Origin of the sequence: Noviherbaspirillum autotrophicum, assembly GCF_000818395.1 — a bacterium.
Taxonomy (GTDB): Bacteria; Pseudomonadota; Gammaproteobacteria; order Burkholderiales; family Burkholderiaceae_D; genus Noviherbaspirillum; species Noviherbaspirillum autotrophicum.
The window spans coordinates 652,901-670,697 of sequence record NZ_JWJG01000028.1 but is presented as its reverse complement, the minus strand read 5'-3'; the positions used below and the strand labels follow the sequence as shown (position 1 = coordinate 670,697).

The window sequence follows — 17,797 nt, the reverse complement described above, 5'->3', positions numbered from 1 at the left end:
TACCCGCTAGCGGACGGTTCTTTGCGCGCCGTGCCCCGGCACGCCAGCCGACGAAGCGTCTGACAATAAATCTGGGGGGAAGCCGATGTTTTCGACACAATCGCTGGCGCGCCGCCTGCTGTACACGATGTTTCCATGGTACCTGGCGCTGGCGCTGAGCATGACCGCGGTGCAGCTGGCGATCCAGTACGTTTCGGTGACCAGCGACATTGCCGCCGACCTCGCTTCGCTGGGCAAGACCGTGGGGCCGACCGTCACCGAGGCGGTGTGGAAGCTGGACACGGACGGCATCGCCGCCACGGTGAGCGGCATCCGGCAAAATGCCATCGTCACCGGCGCGCGCGTGACCGGCGCCAGGGGCGAGGTGCTGGCTGCCGACGGCGAGGTGCCGGCCACGCCGCATGAAGCCAACAGCACTTTCCCGTGGCGCGACCGGCAGCAGGTGCTGCCGCTGGTCTACCGCCCGCCGCGCGGCGAAGACAAGCTGATCGGCTACCTGGACATGTATTCCAGCCGCGAAGTGGCCTGGAACCGCATCAAGTACACCTTCCTGGTCGTGCTCATCAATTCCGTCATCTTCACCGCCGGCCTGTGGCTGATCTTTTCGTGGGCCGTGCGCTTCCGCCTGTCCGACAGCGTGACCCGGGTGGCCAAGGCGGTGTCCGGCTGGCGCTTCCAGCGCGAGCACGGCGGCGCGCCCGTCGAGCAGATCGACTATCCGTACCAGGACGAGCTGGGCGACCTGGTGCACGCCCTTAACGAAAGCCGCTCCCGGCTGTTCGATTCGATGAAGGAACTCAAGGACCTCAACCGCAACCTTGAAAGCACCGTGGCGCTGCGCACGCAGGAGCTGCGACAGGCCAAGGATGCGGCCGAAGCTGCCTCGCGCGCCAAGGGCGCCTTCCTGGCCAACATGAGCCATGAAATCCGCACGCCTATGAATGCGATCATGGGCCTGACCCATCTGGTGCTGGAAACGAGCCTGACGCACAAGCAGAAGGATTACCTGCAAAAAGTCCAGGTGTCGTCGGCGGCATTGCTGGGGCTGCTCAACGACATCCTCGACTATTCCAAGATCGAGGCTGGCCAGCTGCACCTGGAGCGGACCGAATTTCAGCTGGAAAACTGCCTGAAGAATGTCTGCAACCTGTTTAGCGGGCGCATCGAAGAAAAGGGCCTGGAGCTGTTCGTCGAACTCGATCCGCGCGTGCCATGCCGGGTGGTGGGCGATCCGCTGCGCTTCGAGCAGGTATTGAACAACCTGGTCGGCAATGCCATCAAGTTCACCGAAGCCGGCGAAATCCACGTCAAGGTCGACCTGCGCGAGCGCCGCGGCGACGACATCGTGCTGCAGGTGGCGGTCAAGGATACCGGCATCGGCCTGGACGCGGCCCAGTGCGAGCGGCTGTTCCAGGCATTCGCGCAGGCCGACACGTCGATCACGCGCAAGTTCGGCGGCTCCGGCCTCGGGCTGGCCATCTGCCGCCAGCTGGTGCATCTGATGGGCGGCGACATCGGCGTGGACAGCGAACCGGGGCGCGGCAGCACGTTCACCTTCACGGTGCACTGCGGAGCCGCCGCGGCGCACGCGGCGCCGGACCGGCTGCAGCAGCTGCGTCCGATGAAGTCGCTGGTGGTGGACGACCATGAAACCTCGCGCATCATGCTGCGCAAGCTGCTGCAATCGTGGGGCTTCGAGGCGCAGACGGCGCCGTCCGGGCGCCATGCGCTGGAAGCGGTCTTTGCCGCGGAGGCGGCCGGCACGCCCTTCGAACTGCTGCTGCTGGACTGGAGAATGCCGGGCCTGAGCGGACTGGACGTGGCGCAGGAAATCGCGCGGGCGGCGCAGGCCGGACGCATCCGGCGCACGCCGGTGATGGCGATGGTGACCGCACACGACAAGGACGAGCTGCTGCAGGAAGCGGGCGCGGCGGCGCTCGATTCGGTGCTGACTAAGCCGGTGGTGCCGTCGGCGCTGTTCGACGCCCTGCTGCACATCCAGTCCCCCGGCCAGGCGCGGCCGACGCCTCCGGGCGCCAATTACCTGGCGCCGCGCGAAACCCTGGCGCGCCTGCAAGGGGCACGCATCCTGCTGGTCGAGGACAATGCGCTGAACCAGGAAGTCGTCAGCGAATTCCTGGGCCGCGCCGGCCTGGCCGTGACGCTCGCCGCCAACGGCCAGGAAGCGGTGGAGCGGGTGCGCCACGAGCCGTTCGACGCGGTACTGATGGATCTGCACATGCCCGTCATGGATGGCCTGGAAGCGACCCGGCTGATCCGCGACTTGCCGAACGGCCAGCGGCTGCCGATTTTCGCGATGACTGCCGCCGCCATGCCGCAGGACCGCGATGCCAGCCTGGCAGCCGGAATGAATGCCCATATCGCCAAGCCGATCGATCCGCAGGAATTGGCCAACCGGTTGGTCGAATGGATCAGGCCCGACGGCGGCGGGCAGCCCGGTGCTCAGCCCGTAATATCGGCGCCGCAGCCGGCAGCGCAGGAAGACATCGCGCAGCTCGAGCGCGCGCTGCCCGGCGTCGCCGTGCGGCAAGCCTTGGTGCGGCTGCATGGCAACGCGGCGCTGTACCGACGGCTGCTGCATTCCTTTGCCAGCCGTCATGCGCAATCCGCCGACGCCATCCGCTCATGCCAAGCGCCGAACGATGGCGACGCGCTGTTCCGGATCTGTCACGAACTGAAGAGCGACGCGGGCAGCCTCGGGCTGGAGGACGTGTCGCAGGCGGCGAACGAGCTTGCCGCCGGCATCAAGGAACAGCGGCACAACAGGATAGGCGAGCTGGCGGACAGGCTGGCCCGTGCCTGCACGCAGGCCGTTGCAACGCTGCGCGCAAGTGCGGAAGTCGACGAAACGGACCATCTGGCTGGCGCCGCGCCAGGGCAATACGCGCCGGCGCAGCTGCGCCACCAGCTCGAACTGCTGGAGCAACAGCTGGAGTCGCGCGATTTCGGCGCGATGCCGACAGTCGACGCTATCGAAGGCATGCTGCGCGATACGCGCCTGGTAGCCGGCTTTCGCGACGTCAGCCGCCAGGCGCGGGAACTGCGGTACGCGGAAGCGCTGGCGGCGTTACGGCGTTTCATGGCGGGCGCAGGTTGAGCGCTGTCGCGGGGCTGTTGAAAAACGTCGCGATCTCGGCCCGCGCAGTAGTTTGTCAACAGCCTGCTACAGCTGCGCCTCGAACTCCCGCACGCCGCAGGGCCGGCTGAAATGAAAGCCCTGGAACAGGGTGCATCCTTCGCCGATCAGGAAGCGCCATTGTGCCTCGGTTTCCACGCCTTCGGCGATCACGGCAATGCCCAAGCTTTTGCCGAGCGACATGATGGAGCGGATGATCGCTACGTCGACGCTGCTTTGCGGCGCATTGCGCACGAACGATTGGTCGATCTTGAGCTGGTCCAGCGGCAGGTTCTTCAGATAAGCCAGCGAGGCATAACCAGTGCCGAAATCGTCGAGCGACAGGCTGATGCCAATCTCGCGCAGGCGCCGCATCTTGCCGACGATGCTTTCCGTATTTTCCAGCAGCAGGCTCTCGGTGATTTCGAATTTGAGCTGGCGCGGATTGATGCCGCTGGATTGCACCAGCAGTTCGACATCGTCCACGAAGCCGGGTTTTTCAAACTGGCGCGAGCTGACGTTGACCGACACGGTGAGATGCGCCGTGGCCGCATTGAGCTGCCAGCGGCACAGCTGGTGGCAGGCGGCCTTGAGCACGTACAGCCCGAGCGGCACGATCAGCCCGGTCTCTTCGGCCAGCGCGATGAAGTGGCCCGGCCCGAGCAAGCCCTGCTCCGGATGCTGCCAGCGCACCAGCGCCTCGGCGCCGATGATGCGGCCGTCGCTGTCGAGCTGCGGCTGGTAGACCAGGAAGAACTCCTCGCGTTGCAATCCCTTGTAGATCGCCTGTTCCAGCGCGACGTAATTCTGCGCGCTGGCCTGCATTTCCGGGTCAAAGAACTTGAGCGTGTTGCCGCCCGCCGACTTAGCGCTGTCCTTGGCCAGCTGCACCTGCTGCAGCAGCATGTCTTCGCTATGGCTCTGGCCGTTGATCATGGCCGCGCCGATCGAGGCGGTCACGCGGTACTCCTGGTCCGCGATGACGACCGCCTGATTGATCGCCGTCTGGATTTTCTCGCCAACCCGGCTGACCGTGTTGGCGGCGTCGATTTCCGTGTCGCTCAGGTCTTCCAGCAGCACCAGGAACTGGTCGCGGCCGGCGCACGCCACCACGCTGCTGCCTTGCATGCAGCGTTCGAGGCGCCGCGCTATCTCCATCAGGATGTGATCGGGAACGGCATGGCCGTGGGTCTGCTCCAGCCGCCGGAAATTGTCGAGATCCACGAACAGCACGGCGCCGCAGCGCCCGTTGCGCCCGCTCATGCCAAGCGCCAGCCGCAGCCGGTCGCGCAGCATGCGCTTGTTGGGCAGCTTGGTCAGGGCATCGAAGAAGGCCAAGGTGCGGATTTCTTCTTCCGCCATCTTGCGCGGCGTGATGTCCTGCATCACGACCAGGTAACCGGTCGGGTCCTGGTCGGAGCCGGCCAGCGCATTGACGGTCAGATGCAGGTAATGGCGGCAATCGTCCGCCGCCAGTTCGCATTCGACCTGCACCGACTGGCGCGATGCGCGGATGTCGGCGATGGCCTGGTCCAGCAGCTGGGCGATGGCGCCGGGCAGCGCCGCGGCATACAGCTGCCCCAGCAGCGCCGGCGTCAGGAACGACAGCGCGCTGTTTTCCGGGACATGGCGCATCGTGATGCGGCCCGCCTGATCGAGCACCAGCACCGCATCCTGCAGCGAAGCGATCATGGTGGCGAGCTGCGTTTCCCGCTTGCGCAATTCGATCTCGGCGTGCTTACGCCGGCCAATGTTCATGTAGGTGCCCATCAGCCGCAAGGGGCGCTGCTGCTCGTCGACGTCGACGGCCTTGCCGTGCAGCTGCATCCAGACGAAGGCATCGCTCTTGTGGCGCATGCGGATTTCCGGGTCAAACAGGCGCGACTTGCCGCTGAAATAGGCGTCACGCGCGGCAAACAGCGTCGGCCAGTCGTCCGGATGCACGATATGCTGCCAGGTCAGCACGCACGGACTCATTTCGCCGCGCGCATAGCCAAGCGGAATCGCCCAGTTCGCGTTGAATTTCACCGTTTCCGCATTGATTTGCCACTCCCACAGGCCCTGCTCGGCGCCGGACAGGCACAGCTCCAAATCCTTGCGCCGGCGGCTGCGCTCCAGCACGTTCTTGACGCGGGCCAGCAGGATCGGGACGACGACCGGCTTGGTGATGTAGTCTTCGGCGCCGCACATGAACCCTTCCAGTTCGCTGTCGAGCGAGGCGTCGGCGGTCACGAAGATGACCGCGACGTCGTGCAGCACCGGGTCCTGGCGCAGGCGCCGGTGGACGTCATGGCCGCTCATGCCGGGCATCATCACGTCCAGCAGGATCACGTCGGGCGGATAGCGCGTGGCCAGCTCCAGCGCTTCCGGGCCGGACGTCGCAAAGCGCACGTCGTAGGAGTCCGATAAGGCATTGCCGAGCACGAAGACGTTGGTCGGCACATCGTCGACGATCAGGATCTGGGGCCGGCCCCGTGCTTCTTCACTCACTACTTCCTCCCTGGATGAGGCCCTTGAGGCGCTCCGAGGTACAAACGCGCTGCCCTGGCGCGCGCCAGAATGTCCCAACGATTCCGTAATACAACAACGTATCCGATGCTTGTCTTCCGGTCAACTACATGGAAGATTCAAATCGAGCAATATTTTGGTCCGGAATACGGACCCTACCAAGCGCGCAGCAGCCTTGCCGCCGTGCGCAATAAAGGCGCGGAGCCGGATTGACGGGCCGTTAAATTGACGTTAACGTAAACGTCATTCGTAGCGCCGATTATTCACATTCCAAGGAAGAGACACCCGCGCCATGACCGACCTTTCCGTCGCCAAGAAACTTGCCGAGTACAAACCCGCCAACAAGGTCCGCTTCGTCACCGCCGCGTCGCTGTTCGACGGCCATGATGCGTCGATCAATATCATGCGCCGCATCCTGATGGCACACGGCGCGGAAGTCATTCACCTCGGCCACAACCGCTCGGTCGATGAGATCGTCACCGCCGCGCTGCAGGAAGATGCGCAAGGCATTGCGGTATCGAGCTACCAGGGCGGCCATGTCGAGTACTTCAAGTACATGATCGACCTCTTGCGCGCGCGCGGCGGCGCCCACATCAAGGTATTCGGCGGCGGCGGCGGCGTGATCGTCCCTTCCGAAATCGCGGAACTCCATGCCTATGGCGTGGCACGCATCTTCAGTCCGGAAGACGGCCAGCGCATGGGCCTGGCGGGCATGATCGAATCGATGGTCCAAGCCTGCGACGTCGACCTGTCCACATATGCGCCGACCAGCCTGGCGCAGCTTACCGGCGGCGAGATCGGCGAGCGGCAACGGCCGCTGGCGCAACTGATCACGGCACTGGAAAACGGCAAGGCCGACCCCGCCTTGAAGAACGAACTGCACAAGGCTGCCGACACCATCAATACGCCGGTGCTGGGCATTACCGGCACCGGCGGCGCGGGCAAGTCGTCGCTCACCGACGAGCTGATCCGCCGCATCCGCCTCGACCAGGCCGATTGCCTGCACATCGCCGTGGTGTCGATCGACCCGTCGCGCCGCAAGTCGGGCGGCGCGCTGCTGGGCGACCGCATCCGCATGAATGCGATCAATCCGTGGAACGGCCAGGCGCGCGTCTTCATGCGTTCGCTCGCCACGCGCGAAGCGGGTTCCGAGATTTCGCAGGCGCTGCCGGACGTGATCGCCGCCTGCAAAGTGGCCGGATTCGGCCTGGTGATCGTGGAAACGTCCGGCATCGGCCAGGGCGACGCCGCGATCGTGCCGCATGTCGACGTGTCGATGTACGTGATGACGCCGGAGTTTGGCGCGGCGTCGCAGCTGGAAAAGATCGACATGCTCGACTTCGCGGACTTTGTCGCGATCAACAAGTTCGACCGCAAGGGCGCACAGGATGCGCTGCGCGACGTGGCCAAGCAATACCAGCGCAACAGGGAACTGTTCAGCAAGAAGCCCGAGGACATGCCGGTGTTCGGCACCCAGGCCTCGCGCTTCAATGACGACGGCGTGACCGCTCTGTACCAGGGCTTACTGCCGAAGCTGACGGAACTTGGTTTGAAAACGCAGCCTGGCAAGCTGGCGCCGGTACAGGTGCGCCATTCCTCCGGCAAGAATGCGATCCTGCCACCTGCCCGTACCCGCTATCTCGCGGAAATCGCGGACACCGTGCGCGGCTATCACAAGCACACGGCAAAACAGGTCAGGCTGGCGCGCGAACGCCAGCAGTTGCAGGAATCGAAGCGCATGCTTGCCGCGTGCGGCAAGAGCGCCGACATGGACGACCTGATCGCCGAGCGCGACAACCAGCTCGATGCCAATGCGAAGAAGCTGCTGGCGTGCTGGCCGGAGATGAAGGCCGCCTATGCCGGCGACGAGTTCGTCACCAAGATCCGCGACAAGGAATTGCGCACGCGCCTGACGTACAAGACGCTGTCGGGAAACACCATCCGCAAGGTGTCGCTGCCGAAGTTCGAGGACCACGGCGAAATCCTGCGCTGGCTGATGGCGGAAAACCTGCCCGGCTCCTTCCCGTACACCGCTGGCGTGTTCCCGTTCAAGCGCGAGAACGAAGACCCGACCCGCATGTTTGCCGGCGAGGGCGACCCGTTCCGCACCAACCGCCGCTTCAAGCTGGTGTCGGCCGGCATGGACGCCAAGCGCCTGTCGGCCGCGTTCGACTCGGTCACGCTGTACGGCGCCGACCCAGCCCTGCGCCCGGACATCTATGGCAAGATCGGCAACTCCGGCGTGTCGGTCGCGACGCTCGACGACATGAAGGTACTGTACGACGGCTTCGATCTGTGCGATCCGGCCACCTCGGTGTCGATGACGATCAACGGCCCGGCACCGACGATCCTCGCGATGTTCATGAATACCGCGATCGACCAGCGCATGGACAAGTTCCGCGCCGAACACGGGCGCGAGCCGAGCGCCGACGAAGCGGCGCAACTGCGCGCCTGGGTGCTGCAAAACGTGCGCGGCACGGTGCAGGCCGACATCCTCAAGGAAGACCAGGGCCAGAACACCTGCATCTTCTCCACCGAGTTCAGCCTCAAGGTGATGGGCGACATCCAGGAATTCTTTGTGCGGAACCAGGTGCGCAACTTCTACTCGGTGTCGATTTCCGGCTACCACATCGCCGAGGCGGGCGCGAACCCGATTTCGCAGCTGGCGTTCACGCTGTCGAACGGCTTCACCTTCGTCGAAGCGTATCTGGCGCGCGGCATGAATATCGACGATTTCGCACCCAACCTGTCGTTCTTCTTCTCCAACGGCATGGACCCGGAATACACGGTGCTGGGGCGCGTGGCGCGTCGCATCTGGGCAGTCGCCATGCGCGACAAGTACGGCGCCAACGAGCGTTCGCAAAAGCTGAAGTACCACATCCAGACGTCGGGGCGCTCGCTGCATGCGCAGGAGATCGACTTCAACGACATCCGCACCACGCTGCAGGCGCTGATCGCGATCTACGACAACTGCAACTCGCTGCATACCAACGCCTACGACGAGGCGATCACGACGCCGACCGACGAATCGGTACGGCGCGCATTGGCGATCCAGTTGATCATCAACCGCGAATGGGGCCTGGCGAAGAACGAGAACCCGAACCAGGGCTCGTTCATCATCGAGGAGCTGACCGATCTGGTGGAAGAAGCGGTGCTGCAAGAGTTCGAGCGCATCGCCGAGCGCGGCGGCGTCCTGGGCGCGATGGAGACCGGCTACCAGCGCGGCAAGATCCAGGAAGAGTCGATGTATTACGAGCACCTGAAGCACGACGGCACGCTGCCCATCATCGGCGTGAACACCTTCCGCAATCCGAAGGGCGACGCCACGCCTCAGCAACTGGAACTGGCGCGCTCCACGGAAGAGGAAAAGCAGTCGCAGCTCAAGCGTCTGGCCGACTTTCATCAACGCCACGCGAAAGATGCGCCTGCCCTGCTGCAGCGCCTGCAGCAGGCGGTGATCGACAACGAGAACGTGTTCGCCACCCTGATGGACGCGGTGCGCGCCTGTTCGCTCGGGCAGATCAGCAATGCGCTGTTCGAGGTGGGCGGGCAGTACCGGCGCAACATGTAGCACGCACACTCCCTTTCCCGGCGCCGGACGGGAAAGGGATGCGCCGCCTTCCCCCGGCACTCAACTCGCTGTCGGCTTTTTCCGCCGCTCCGGCCTTCCCGCTTCCTGCTTGTCGTCAAACCGACGCAACCTCTGCGCAATCCTGTTGTCTATCGTACAAATCGACTAGCGCAACCTGCATTTTCCGACAGGCGGGAGCGTGCTTCCCACCCGCAGGTCACAACCATCATGGAAACCAACTCGCAACAAAGGCTGCTTGCCTGTCGGCATTGCGACCTGCTTCAGCATGAAGTCGCCCTGCAACCACACCATGACGCCCATTGCGTGCGTTGTGGCGCGCGGCTTTACCGGGGCACGCGCTCGCGCCTGGACTGGATGATTGCGCTGGTGCTGGCCAGCGCGATTCTGTTTCTCGTGTCCAACCTGTTCCCGATCGCGGCGCTGGAAAAGTACGGTGTCTACAATGCGACCACGCTGACTGGCACCGTGCTGACCCTGTACCACCAGAACCGGCCGCTGGTGGCCGCGCTGGTACTCGGCACCGCCATCCTGGCGCCGGCGCTGGAGTTGTGCGCGCTGCTGTACATGCTGCTGCCGTTGCGCGCCTGCCGCATCGTGCCGGGGCTGGCGCACACCTTTCGCTTCGTGCTGGCGACCCACCGCTGGGTCATGATCGAAGTGTTCCTGCTCGGCCTGCTGGTGACCCTGGCCAAGCTGTCGGATCTCGCCACCATCCTGCCCGGCCTCGCGCTGTGGGCGTTCGTCGGCCTGATCGCGACGTTTTCCGCAGTCGCCGCGTCATTCAGCGCGCGCGATTTCTGGGGCTGGGTCGAGACGATCCGCGCGGAGGACAGGCGATGAACGTAGTGGAATCCCGGGGCGGCTCCGCGGCCCGGCACGGGCTGATCACCTGTCCTGCGTGTGGCCTGTTGTGCCGCTGCCGCAGCACGCCGGATGCGCTGCGCTGCCCGCGCTGCCACGCCCGCTTGCATGCGCGCAAGCCCAACAGCGTGTCGCGCACCTGGGCGTTCGTGATCGCCTCCTACCTCCTTTACATACCGGCCAATACGCTGCCGATCCTGGAAACGCGCTCGCTGTTCGACGTGCAAAGCAATACGATCATGAGCGGCGTAATCCTGTTCTGGAACAGCGGCTCCTGGTTCGTCGCGGCGCTGATCTTCTTTGCCAGTATCGTGGTGCCGCTGACCAAGCTCATTGCGCTGACCCTGCTGCTGGTGTCGGTGCAGCGCCGCATGGATTGGCAGCCGCGCCAGCGCACCCGGCTGTACCGCCTGGTCGACGCAATCGGGCGCTGGTCGATGCTCGACATCTACGTGGCCGCCCTGTCTGTGGCGCTGGTACAGGTCGAATCGTTTGCCTCGATGCGCGCCGGCCCCGGCGCGGCCGCCTTCGGCACGGTCGTGGTGCTCACGATGCTGGCCGCCCACAGCTTCGACCCCAGGCTGATCTGGGACGAGAGGCTGTGATGATCCGGATTAGGGAGCGCAATGCCTGACACGCCGCCGGATCAGTCCTCCATCCCCGACGCCGTGGCCGTGCCCAAGCGGCACTGGACCGTGCCGCTGGTCTGGATCATCCCGATCGTCGCCGCCCTGCTCGGGATCTGGCTGGCCGCGCACTACCTGCTGGCGCAGGGGCCGGTCATCACCATCGAATTCAAGAATGCGGAAGGCCTGGAAGCCGGCAAGACCAAGGTGCGCTACAAGGAAGTCGATATCGGCACGGTGTCGGCCGTCGCGATCGCCGAAGACCGCTCGCACGTGATCGTCACCGCCCAGATCGCCAAGCAGGCCGAGCAGCTGCTGGTGCAGGACACGCGCTTCTGGGTGGAGCGTCCGCGCATCACCCTGGGCAGCATCACCGGGCTGGGCACGCTCTTCTCGGGCGCCTATATCGGCACCGACGCCGGCACCTCGGCCCAGGACAGGCGGCATTTCGTCGGCCTCGACACGCCGCCGCCGGTGCTGTCCGACGCCAAGGGCAGCCAGTTCATGCTGCACGCCGAAAACATGGACTCGCTCTACCTCGGCGCCCCAGTCTATTTCCGGCGCGTCGCGGTCGGCCGGGTGACCGGCTATCGCATCGATGGCGACGGGCGCGGCGTGACGCTCGACATTTTCATCGACGCTCCCAACGACCGCTTCGTCAGCGCCGACACGCGCTTCTGGCAAGCCAGCGGCGTGGACCTGTCGGTCAACAGCGGCGGCCTCACGCTCAACACCGAATCGCTGACCTCGGTCGTGGTCGGCGGCATCTCGTTCCAGACGCCGCCGGGTGTCGAGGGCGGCGCACCAGCGGCGTCCGACTCCAGCTTTACCTTGTACCGCGACCGGGAAAGCGCCTTCAAGCTACCAAGCCGGCAGGCGCAGCCGTACGTGCTCTATTTCGACGAATCCCTGCGCGGGCTGGCGCCCGGTGCCGCCATCGACCTGCATGGCATCGAGATCGGCGAAGTCAATTCCATCGGCGTGGAGTACAAGGATGAGTCCGGGGCGATCCGCTTTCCGGTGGAAATCAGCCTGTTCCCCGAACGCCTGCGCGCGCGCGGTGCGGCGCCGGCGCCTTCGCCGCTGGAGCGCAACCCGCAGGCCTTCCTCGACAAGCTGGTGGCGCGCGGCCTGCGCGCGCAGCTCAAGAGCGGCAACCTGCTGACCGGGCAGCTGTTCGTGGCGCTGGACTTCTTCCCGCACGCGCCTGCCGCCAAGGTCGACTGGCGCCATGCCCCCCCGGTGCTGCCGAGCGTGGCCGGCAGTTTCGCCGATATCCAGGATACCTTGGCCAGCATCGCGCGCAAGCTCGACAAGGTGCCGTTCGAATCGATCGGGCACGACGTCGATCGCTCGCTCAAGAGCCTCGACACCACGCTGCGCAGCGCCGATGCGGTGCTGCGGCAGCTGGATGCCGCCGTACTGCCGGAGCTGAAGGGCACGCTGGAGCAGGCGCACAAGGCGCTGGGCAATGCCGAGCACGCCTTGTCGTCAGACGCGCCGGTGCAGGAAGACCTGCGCTCGACGTTGCAGGAAGTGAACCGCGCCGCGCGCGCACTGCGCGTGCTGGCCGATTACCTGAGCCGCCATCCCGAGGCGCTCATCCGCGGAAAGGAATAGCGCATGCGCACGCGCCCAGCCTTCGCCCTAGCGGCGGCAATCCTCGCCCAAGCCTTCTTCTTGGCCGCCTGCCGCACCCCGCCGCAGGAAACCTTCTATACGCTCAGCCCGGCGCCCGCACCGATGCCGGCCGAGGCGCGCAGCCAAGCCCGCTTCACCGTAGCGGTGGGGCCGGTCACGGTGCCGGAGATGGTCGACCGGCCGCAACTGGTGGTGCGCCGCAGCCCCAACCGGGTCGATGTGCTGGAGCACCACCGCTGGGCGCAGCCGCTGGGCGCGGAGATTGCGCGCGTGCTGGCCGCCGACCTGGCGGGACGGCTGCCCGATGCACGCACCGTTTCCGCCGGCGGCCAGGCAGGCGAACGCGCCGACTACCGGATTGCGCTCGATATCGAGCAGTTCGACGCCGTGCCGGGGCAAGGCGTGACGGTGCTGGCCGCGTGGAGCGTGCGGCACGAGGGAACGACGCTGCACGCCGGCCGCTCGGCCCTGCGCGAGGCGGTGCAGGCGGACGGCTACGAGGCGCTGGCTGCGGCCTACGCGCGCGCCTTGGCCAGGATGAGCGCCGAGATCGCCGCCGTGGTGCACTCCCTCGTAATTTCCAAAAAGTAATTAGTTGCCCTAGATCAAGGAAATGGTTTAGGCTCGCGCCTAAGCTTGCATTCGCGCAGCGCTCGGCTCCAACGGCTGCCTTGTCGTCCATTCACCCGCATCCCCTGCTTTTTGCTGGATCGTTTCCCGGATCGATTGCCGCCGGGGCGCCGGGGCTGCCCATGCATGCACTATGCGTTGCGCCTGACGCCGCCACATAGATTCACACTCATATAGAGGGCTCGCACCATGCGAGATGTATTCAAAATGGTTTCCCGCGTGCTCGGCAGCCTGCGAGGATTTGTGTTCCTGTCCACCGTGAGCGTCGCGCTGCTGGTGTTCCTGGGAGCGACCTTCGCGTCGTCGATTCTTTACGAAAAACTGCTGGAAGAGCGCTCGCGCGCCACCTCGGAAGAAGTCGCCGCGCAAAACCGCAACGCGATCTACCAGGTTCTGCGCAGCGGCGGCTTGCGCAGCCAGATCGACGAGGCCGAAACCGCCAGCCGCTCCGCCTTTCCGAGCTTCGTCGAACGCATCGACGTCTATCGCAGCGACGACGTGGCCGCGCTGTACGGCGACACCAAGACACCGCCACCATCGGACCTGGCGCAGCAGGTGCTGCGTGACGGCAAGAACGTGATCGCCACGACCGGGGACCAGATCCGCTACCTCTATCCGCTCCAGGCCCAGAGCGAATGCATGAACTGCCACTTTAACGCCAAGACTGGCGACGTGCTCGGCGTGATCGATATCCGCCACAAGATCGAGCCGGTAGCGGGCACCGTGCGCGGCTATTATGTCGCGCTCTTCCTGGCGCTGGGCACGCTGGTGCTGGTGGCTGCCGGGGCATTGACTTCGTCGGTCGTGCACCGGCTGGAGCGCTCGGCGTATCTGTTCCGGCGCAAGGTCGAATCGTTCAACACGATCAAAGATTTCGAGCATTTCGACATCGGCAAGGTCGAGTTCGGCTTCCGCGAATTCGACCAGGCTTTCGAGCATGTAGCGCTGCTGGTCGAAAAGGTCAAGAGCGTCGCCGTCGACAAGGGCGTGCTCGAATTCGAGATCAGGCTGCTGGAAAAATTCATCATCACCTCCAACGTGGTGCGCGACTGGCGCGAATTTATCCAGAACCTGCTGCTGGAAATCAATCCGATCATCGAAGCCTATGCGTTGGTGACGATTTTCCGGGTGGAGGAAGAAGCGTACGAATGCGAAGTGTTCTGGCGCAACCGGCCCCGCGACAACACGGTGCGGCTCCTGGAACGCATCCTGCGCCAGCAGATCCGCGAGCACTCGCTGCTGCACGGCGCCAGCCTGCTCAACATCGTGCACAACATCGCCGACGATACCGGCACGCTGCCCGAGCTGAGCCTGCGCGACATCGAGCTGCAGACCAAGACGCTGCTGCTGGACACGCCCAAGATCGGCGGCATCGTCGGCATCGGCGTGCAGTCGACCATGGCGCAGGACAACGTGCGGCACATGGTCATCGGCAGCATCCTGACCACGCTCCTGAACCTGGTCGGCTCGGTCAAGGCGATCTACAAGTACACCAAAGACCTGGAGCACTACGCCACGCGCGACCCGCTCACCGACCTGTACAACCAGCGCATGTTCTGGGAGCTGCTGGGTTACGAAGTCGGGCGCGCCAGGCGGCATGAGCAGAAGTTCGCCGTGATGATGCTCGACATGGACAACTTCAAGACCATCAACGACCGCTTCGGCCATCACTTCGGCGACGCCTTCCTGCAGGCGTTCGCCAAGCTGCTGCAAAAGGCCGTGCGCAACGGCGACCTGCTGGCGCGCTACGGCGGCGACGAGTTCTGCATCATCCTGCCCGAGGCGTCCGAGACGCAGGCTTACGTCGTGGCGCAGCGCATCGGCGAGATGCTCGAAGAGTTTTCGATGGACACGCCCGACGGCATCAAGCTCAAGGCCACCACCTCGATCGGCATCGCCATCAGCCCCGACCACGGCGAAAACCCGAAGGATCTGTTCCTGGTAGCCGACAACATGATGTACAAGGCGAAGAACGCCGGCAAGAACGCGATCGCCATCCCGAACGAGGACGAGATGGCCGAAGTGTTCCGGAAAGCCGGCGAAAAGTCGCTGATGATCCAGAACGCGCTCGACCAGCACCGCATCGTGCCGTTCTTCCAGCCGATCTGCGACACCGCGACCGGCGAGATCGTGATTCACGAACTGCTCATGCGCATTTCGCTCGGCGACGAAATCGTGACCGCCAACGACTTCATCGAACAGGCCGAGAGCATGGGCATCGCCCACAAGATGGATTACCAGCTCATCGAAAAGGCGTTCACCCAGGTCAAGGAGCAAGGCTACCAGGGCATGCTGTTCGTGAACCTGTCACCCAAAGCGCTCATCGTCGGCGAATTTGCCGCGCGCGTGAGCCGCTTGGCCGAGCAGTTCGAGATCGAGCCGAGCCGCATCGTGTTCGAGATCACCGAGCGCGAAACGGTGCGCAACCTGACCCTGCTGGAAAAATTCGTGCTCGACGTGAAGATGCAGGGTTTCAGCTTCGCGATCGACGACTTCGGTTCCGGCTTCTCATCGTTCCAGTACATCAAGCGCTTCCCGGTCGACTACATCAAGATCGAGGGCGAATTCGTGCGCAACATGCTGCACGACGAGGTCTATCTCGCCTTCATCAAGAGCATCGTGACCCTGGCCAAGGAACTGAAGATCAAGACCGTCGCCGAATTCGTGGAAGACGCCGACGTGCTGGCCGCGGTCGGCCGTCTCGGCATCGATTATGCCCAGGGCTATCACATCAGCCGGCCCTCGCCGAAAATGCACATTTCCGGCGCCGGACAAAGCATGGTCAGCGGCGGTGCCGGCATGGCGCAAGCCGTCTAGCGGAGCGCTCCGGGGCATCCGCCCCTGGGCGCACAATTGCAAAAAAGAAATAATTTGCTCTAAGTCAAGGATTTCGAAACGAGCGGCACCTATGCTGGGCGCACGAACTACCCGGTTTGGCCCTCGGTTCGCCAGCAATCATCACCGGCGGCACGGTGCCGGGCGTGTTCGGCAGGAATCACAATGACCGCGCCCCAGCGCCGCTCGCCTCGACCATGCAGCGTGGCGGCATCCATGCGTGACGCAGACAACAGGCGCCGCAGCGGCTGGCGGCGTACTTCACAAGTCTGCATTACATGGAATGACTATGGGCTCGCGCATCTCCAACACGAAGATCTGGGTACAGCTGCTGCTGACCATCGGTATCGCACTGGCAGTCGTCTGGTCGGGCGTGATCGCCTGGCAGGATTATGTGTACCGCAAGGCCGCGATCGAACAGGCCGACGACTTTTCCCTCAGCATGCATGACGCCACCATGGCCGGGCTGACCGGCATGATGGTGACCGGCACCGTGCAGCAGCGCGACGTGTTCCTCGATCAGGTCAAGCAGCTGGGCACGATCCGCGACCTGCGCGTGATCCGGGGCGATGCCGTCAGCAAGATGTTCGGCGCGCCGAACGCCAAGAACGACGTCAAGCCGGACGATCTGGAACGGCAGGTGCTGCAAAGCGGGAAGGAAGTCGTGCGCGTCGAGTCCGACAGCCGCGGCGAGTACCTGCGCGCGGTGCGCCCGGCGCTGGCCAAGAAGAACTCGCTCGGCAAGGATTGCACCTCCTGCCATCAGGTGCCGGAAAACACGGTATTGGGCGCGGTCAGCATGAAGCTCTCGCTCGACCACGTCAACGCGGGGCTGGCGCAGCAGCGCATGAAGTCGATCATCGCCGCCATCATCACCTGCATCCCGGTACTGCTCTTGATCTATCCGTTCATCACCAGAGTGGTGACCCGGCCGCTCGAAAAGGGCGTGCGCGTGGCGCGCGGCATCGCCACCGGCGACTTGACGCAGCAGATCGACGTCGATTCGAACAATGAAATCGGAGAACTGCTGCAAGCCCTGAAGGACATGAACGGCAGCCTGGTGCGCATCGTGCGCCAGGTGCGCGAAGGCAGCGACGCAATCTATAGCGCATCGAGCGACATCGCCAGCGGCAACGCCGACCTGTCGTCGCGCACCGAGCAACAGGCCGGCTCGCTGGACAAGACCGCCGCCTCGATGGACCGCCTGACCGGCGCCGTCAAGCAGAATGCCGAGCACGCGCACCAGGCCAACCAGCTGGCCGAATCGGCGTCGGACGTGGCCGCCAAGGGCGGCGCGGCAGTGGCGCGCGTGGTGGAAACCATGGATGCGATCAGCGACTCGTCACGCAAGATTTTCGACATCATCAGCGTGATCGACGGCATCGCGTTCCAGACCAATATCCTGGCGCTGAACGCGGCGGTGGAAGCGGCGCGCGCCGGCGAACAGGGCCGCGGCTTCGCGGTGGTGGCGTCCGAAGTGCGCAACCTGGCGCAGCGCTCGGCGGCAGCGGCCAAAGAAATCAAGGCGCTCATCGGCGGCTCGGCCGACCAGGTGCGCGAGGGGACGACGCTGGTGCATCAGGCGGGCGCCACCATGCAGGAAGTCGTCGCCAGCATCAAGCACGTCACCGACATCATGGGCGAGATCGCCGCCGCCAGCTCCGAGCAGACGGCGGGCATCGAGCAAGTCAATCAGGCCATCGCCGAGATGGATGCCGTCACCCAGCAAAATGCGGCGCTGGTCGAGCAAGCCGCCGCGGCATCGCAATCGATGCAGGATCAGGCCGGTCACCTGGAGCAGCTGGTCGGCATCTTCAAGCTGGAGGATGCGCCAGCGACAGCCGCCACTTCGTCGGTCCAAGCGGGCAGCGCAGAGCCTGCACTATTGCCTGCTTCCCCGCACAGGCCGAAGCTGCAAGTCATCCCCGGAAGCCGCTCCTGAGGCATGCGGCGCGGGCTGGCGCGCCG

At 64.7% G+C, this 17,797-nt stretch carries 10 protein-coding genes; 9 read left to right on the top strand and 1 reads right to left on the bottom strand.

Annotated features, from left to right (window positions below; genetic code table 11):
• Positions 1 to 85: 85 nt before the first annotated feature.
• Positions 86 to 3,118 (top strand): hybrid sensor histidine kinase/response regulator, encoded by a 3,033-nt coding sequence (locus tag TSA66_RS04320; protein WP_052452101.1) that lies wholly within the window; start codon positions 86 to 88, stop codon positions 3,116 to 3,118.
• Positions 3,119 to 3,184: 66 nt separating this feature from the next.
• On the opposite strand, the gene TSA66_RS04315 is transcribed toward TSA66_RS04320, so the two are convergent.
• The gene (locus TSA66_RS04315) at positions 3,185 to 5,626 is read right to left on the bottom strand and encodes a two-component system response regulator (protein WP_157691601.1); all 2,442 of its coding nucleotides are present in this window, start codon (positions 5,624 to 5,626) and stop codon (positions 3,185 to 3,187) included.
• A gap of 310 nt (positions 5,627 to 5,936) precedes the next feature.
• Between TSA66_RS04315 and icmF the strand changes: the two genes are divergently transcribed.
• From icmF to TSA66_RS04280, 8 genes are all read left to right on the top strand, one after another.
• The gene (gene icmF / locus TSA66_RS04310; RefSeq protein ID WP_040039127.1) at positions 5,937 to 9,215 is read left to right on the top strand and encodes a fused isobutyryl-CoA mutase/GTPase IcmF; all 3,279 of its coding nucleotides are present in this window, start codon (positions 5,937 to 5,939) and stop codon (positions 9,213 to 9,215) included.
• A gap of 228 nt (positions 9,216 to 9,443) precedes the next feature.
• On the top strand, positions 9,444 to 10,076 hold the full coding sequence (locus TSA66_RS04305; protein WP_040039126.1) for a paraquat-inducible protein A: 633 nt from the start codon (positions 9,444 to 9,446) through the stop codon (positions 10,074 to 10,076).
• Positions 10,073 to 10,702 (top strand): paraquat-inducible protein A, encoded by a 630-nt coding sequence (locus tag TSA66_RS04300; protein WP_040039125.1) that lies wholly within the window; start codon positions 10,073 to 10,075, stop codon positions 10,700 to 10,702. Before TSA66_RS04305 ends, TSA66_RS04300 begins: the two co-directional genes overlap by 4 nt.
• A 21-nt stretch (positions 10,703 to 10,723) precedes the next feature.
• Positions 10,724 to 12,343 carry a PqiB family protein gene (locus TSA66_RS04295; protein ID WP_040039124.1) on the top strand — a complete coding sequence of 540 codons (1,620 nt, stop codon included), beginning with the start codon at positions 10,724 to 10,726 and terminating at the stop codon, positions 12,341 to 12,343.
• A 3-nt stretch (positions 12,344 to 12,346) separates the two neighbouring features.
• Positions 12,347 to 12,955, top strand: coding sequence for a PqiC family protein (locus TSA66_RS04290; RefSeq protein WP_040039123.1), 609 nt, complete (start codon positions 12,347 to 12,349; stop codon positions 12,953 to 12,955).
• Positions 12,956 to 13,183: 228 nt separating this feature from the next.
• Complete coding sequence (locus TSA66_RS04285; RefSeq protein ID WP_094298986.1) at positions 13,184 to 15,811, top strand: putative bifunctional diguanylate cyclase/phosphodiesterase; 2,628 nt, start codon at positions 13,184 to 13,186, stop codon at positions 15,809 to 15,811.
• A 116-nt stretch (positions 15,812 to 15,927) separates the two neighbouring features.
• Entirely contained in the window at positions 15,928 to 16,053 is a 126-nt protein-coding gene (locus TSA66_RS27970; RefSeq protein WP_269748359.1) for a hypothetical protein, read from the top strand.
• A 65-nt stretch (positions 16,054 to 16,118) separates the two neighbouring features.
• Positions 16,119 to 17,771, top strand: coding sequence for a methyl-accepting chemotaxis protein (locus TSA66_RS04280; RefSeq protein WP_084199274.1), 1,653 nt, complete (start codon positions 16,119 to 16,121; stop codon positions 17,769 to 17,771).
• Positions 17,772 to 17,797 lie beyond the last annotated feature (26 nt).

Excerpts from the sequence above, each read along its gene's own strand:
- TSA66_RS04320 (WP_052452101.1), top strand. The coding sequence starts at position 86 with ATGTTTTCGACACAATCGCTGGCGCGCCGCCTGCTGTACACGATGTTT.
- icmF (WP_040039127.1), top strand. The coding sequence starts at position 5,937 with ATGACCGACCTTTCCGTCGCCAAGAAACTTGCCGAGTACAAACCCGCC.
- TSA66_RS04305 (WP_040039126.1), top strand. The coding sequence starts at position 9,444 with ATGGAAACCAACTCGCAACAAAGGCTGCTTGCCTGTCGGCATTGCGAC.
- TSA66_RS04300 (WP_040039125.1), top strand. The coding sequence starts at position 10,073 with ATGAACGTAGTGGAATCCCGGGGCGGCTCCGCGGCCCGGCACGGGCTG.
- TSA66_RS04295 (WP_040039124.1), top strand. The coding sequence starts at position 10,724 with ATGCCTGACACGCCGCCGGATCAGTCCTCCATCCCCGACGCCGTGGCC.
- TSA66_RS04290 (WP_040039123.1), top strand. The coding sequence starts at position 12,347 with ATGCGCACGCGCCCAGCCTTCGCCCTAGCGGCGGCAATCCTCGCCCAA.
- TSA66_RS04285 (WP_094298986.1), top strand. The coding sequence starts at position 13,184 with ATGCGAGATGTATTCAAAATGGTTTCCCGCGTGCTCGGCAGCCTGCGA.
- TSA66_RS04280 (WP_084199274.1), top strand. The coding sequence starts at position 16,119 with ATGGGCTCGCGCATCTCCAACACGAAGATCTGGGTACAGCTGCTGCTG.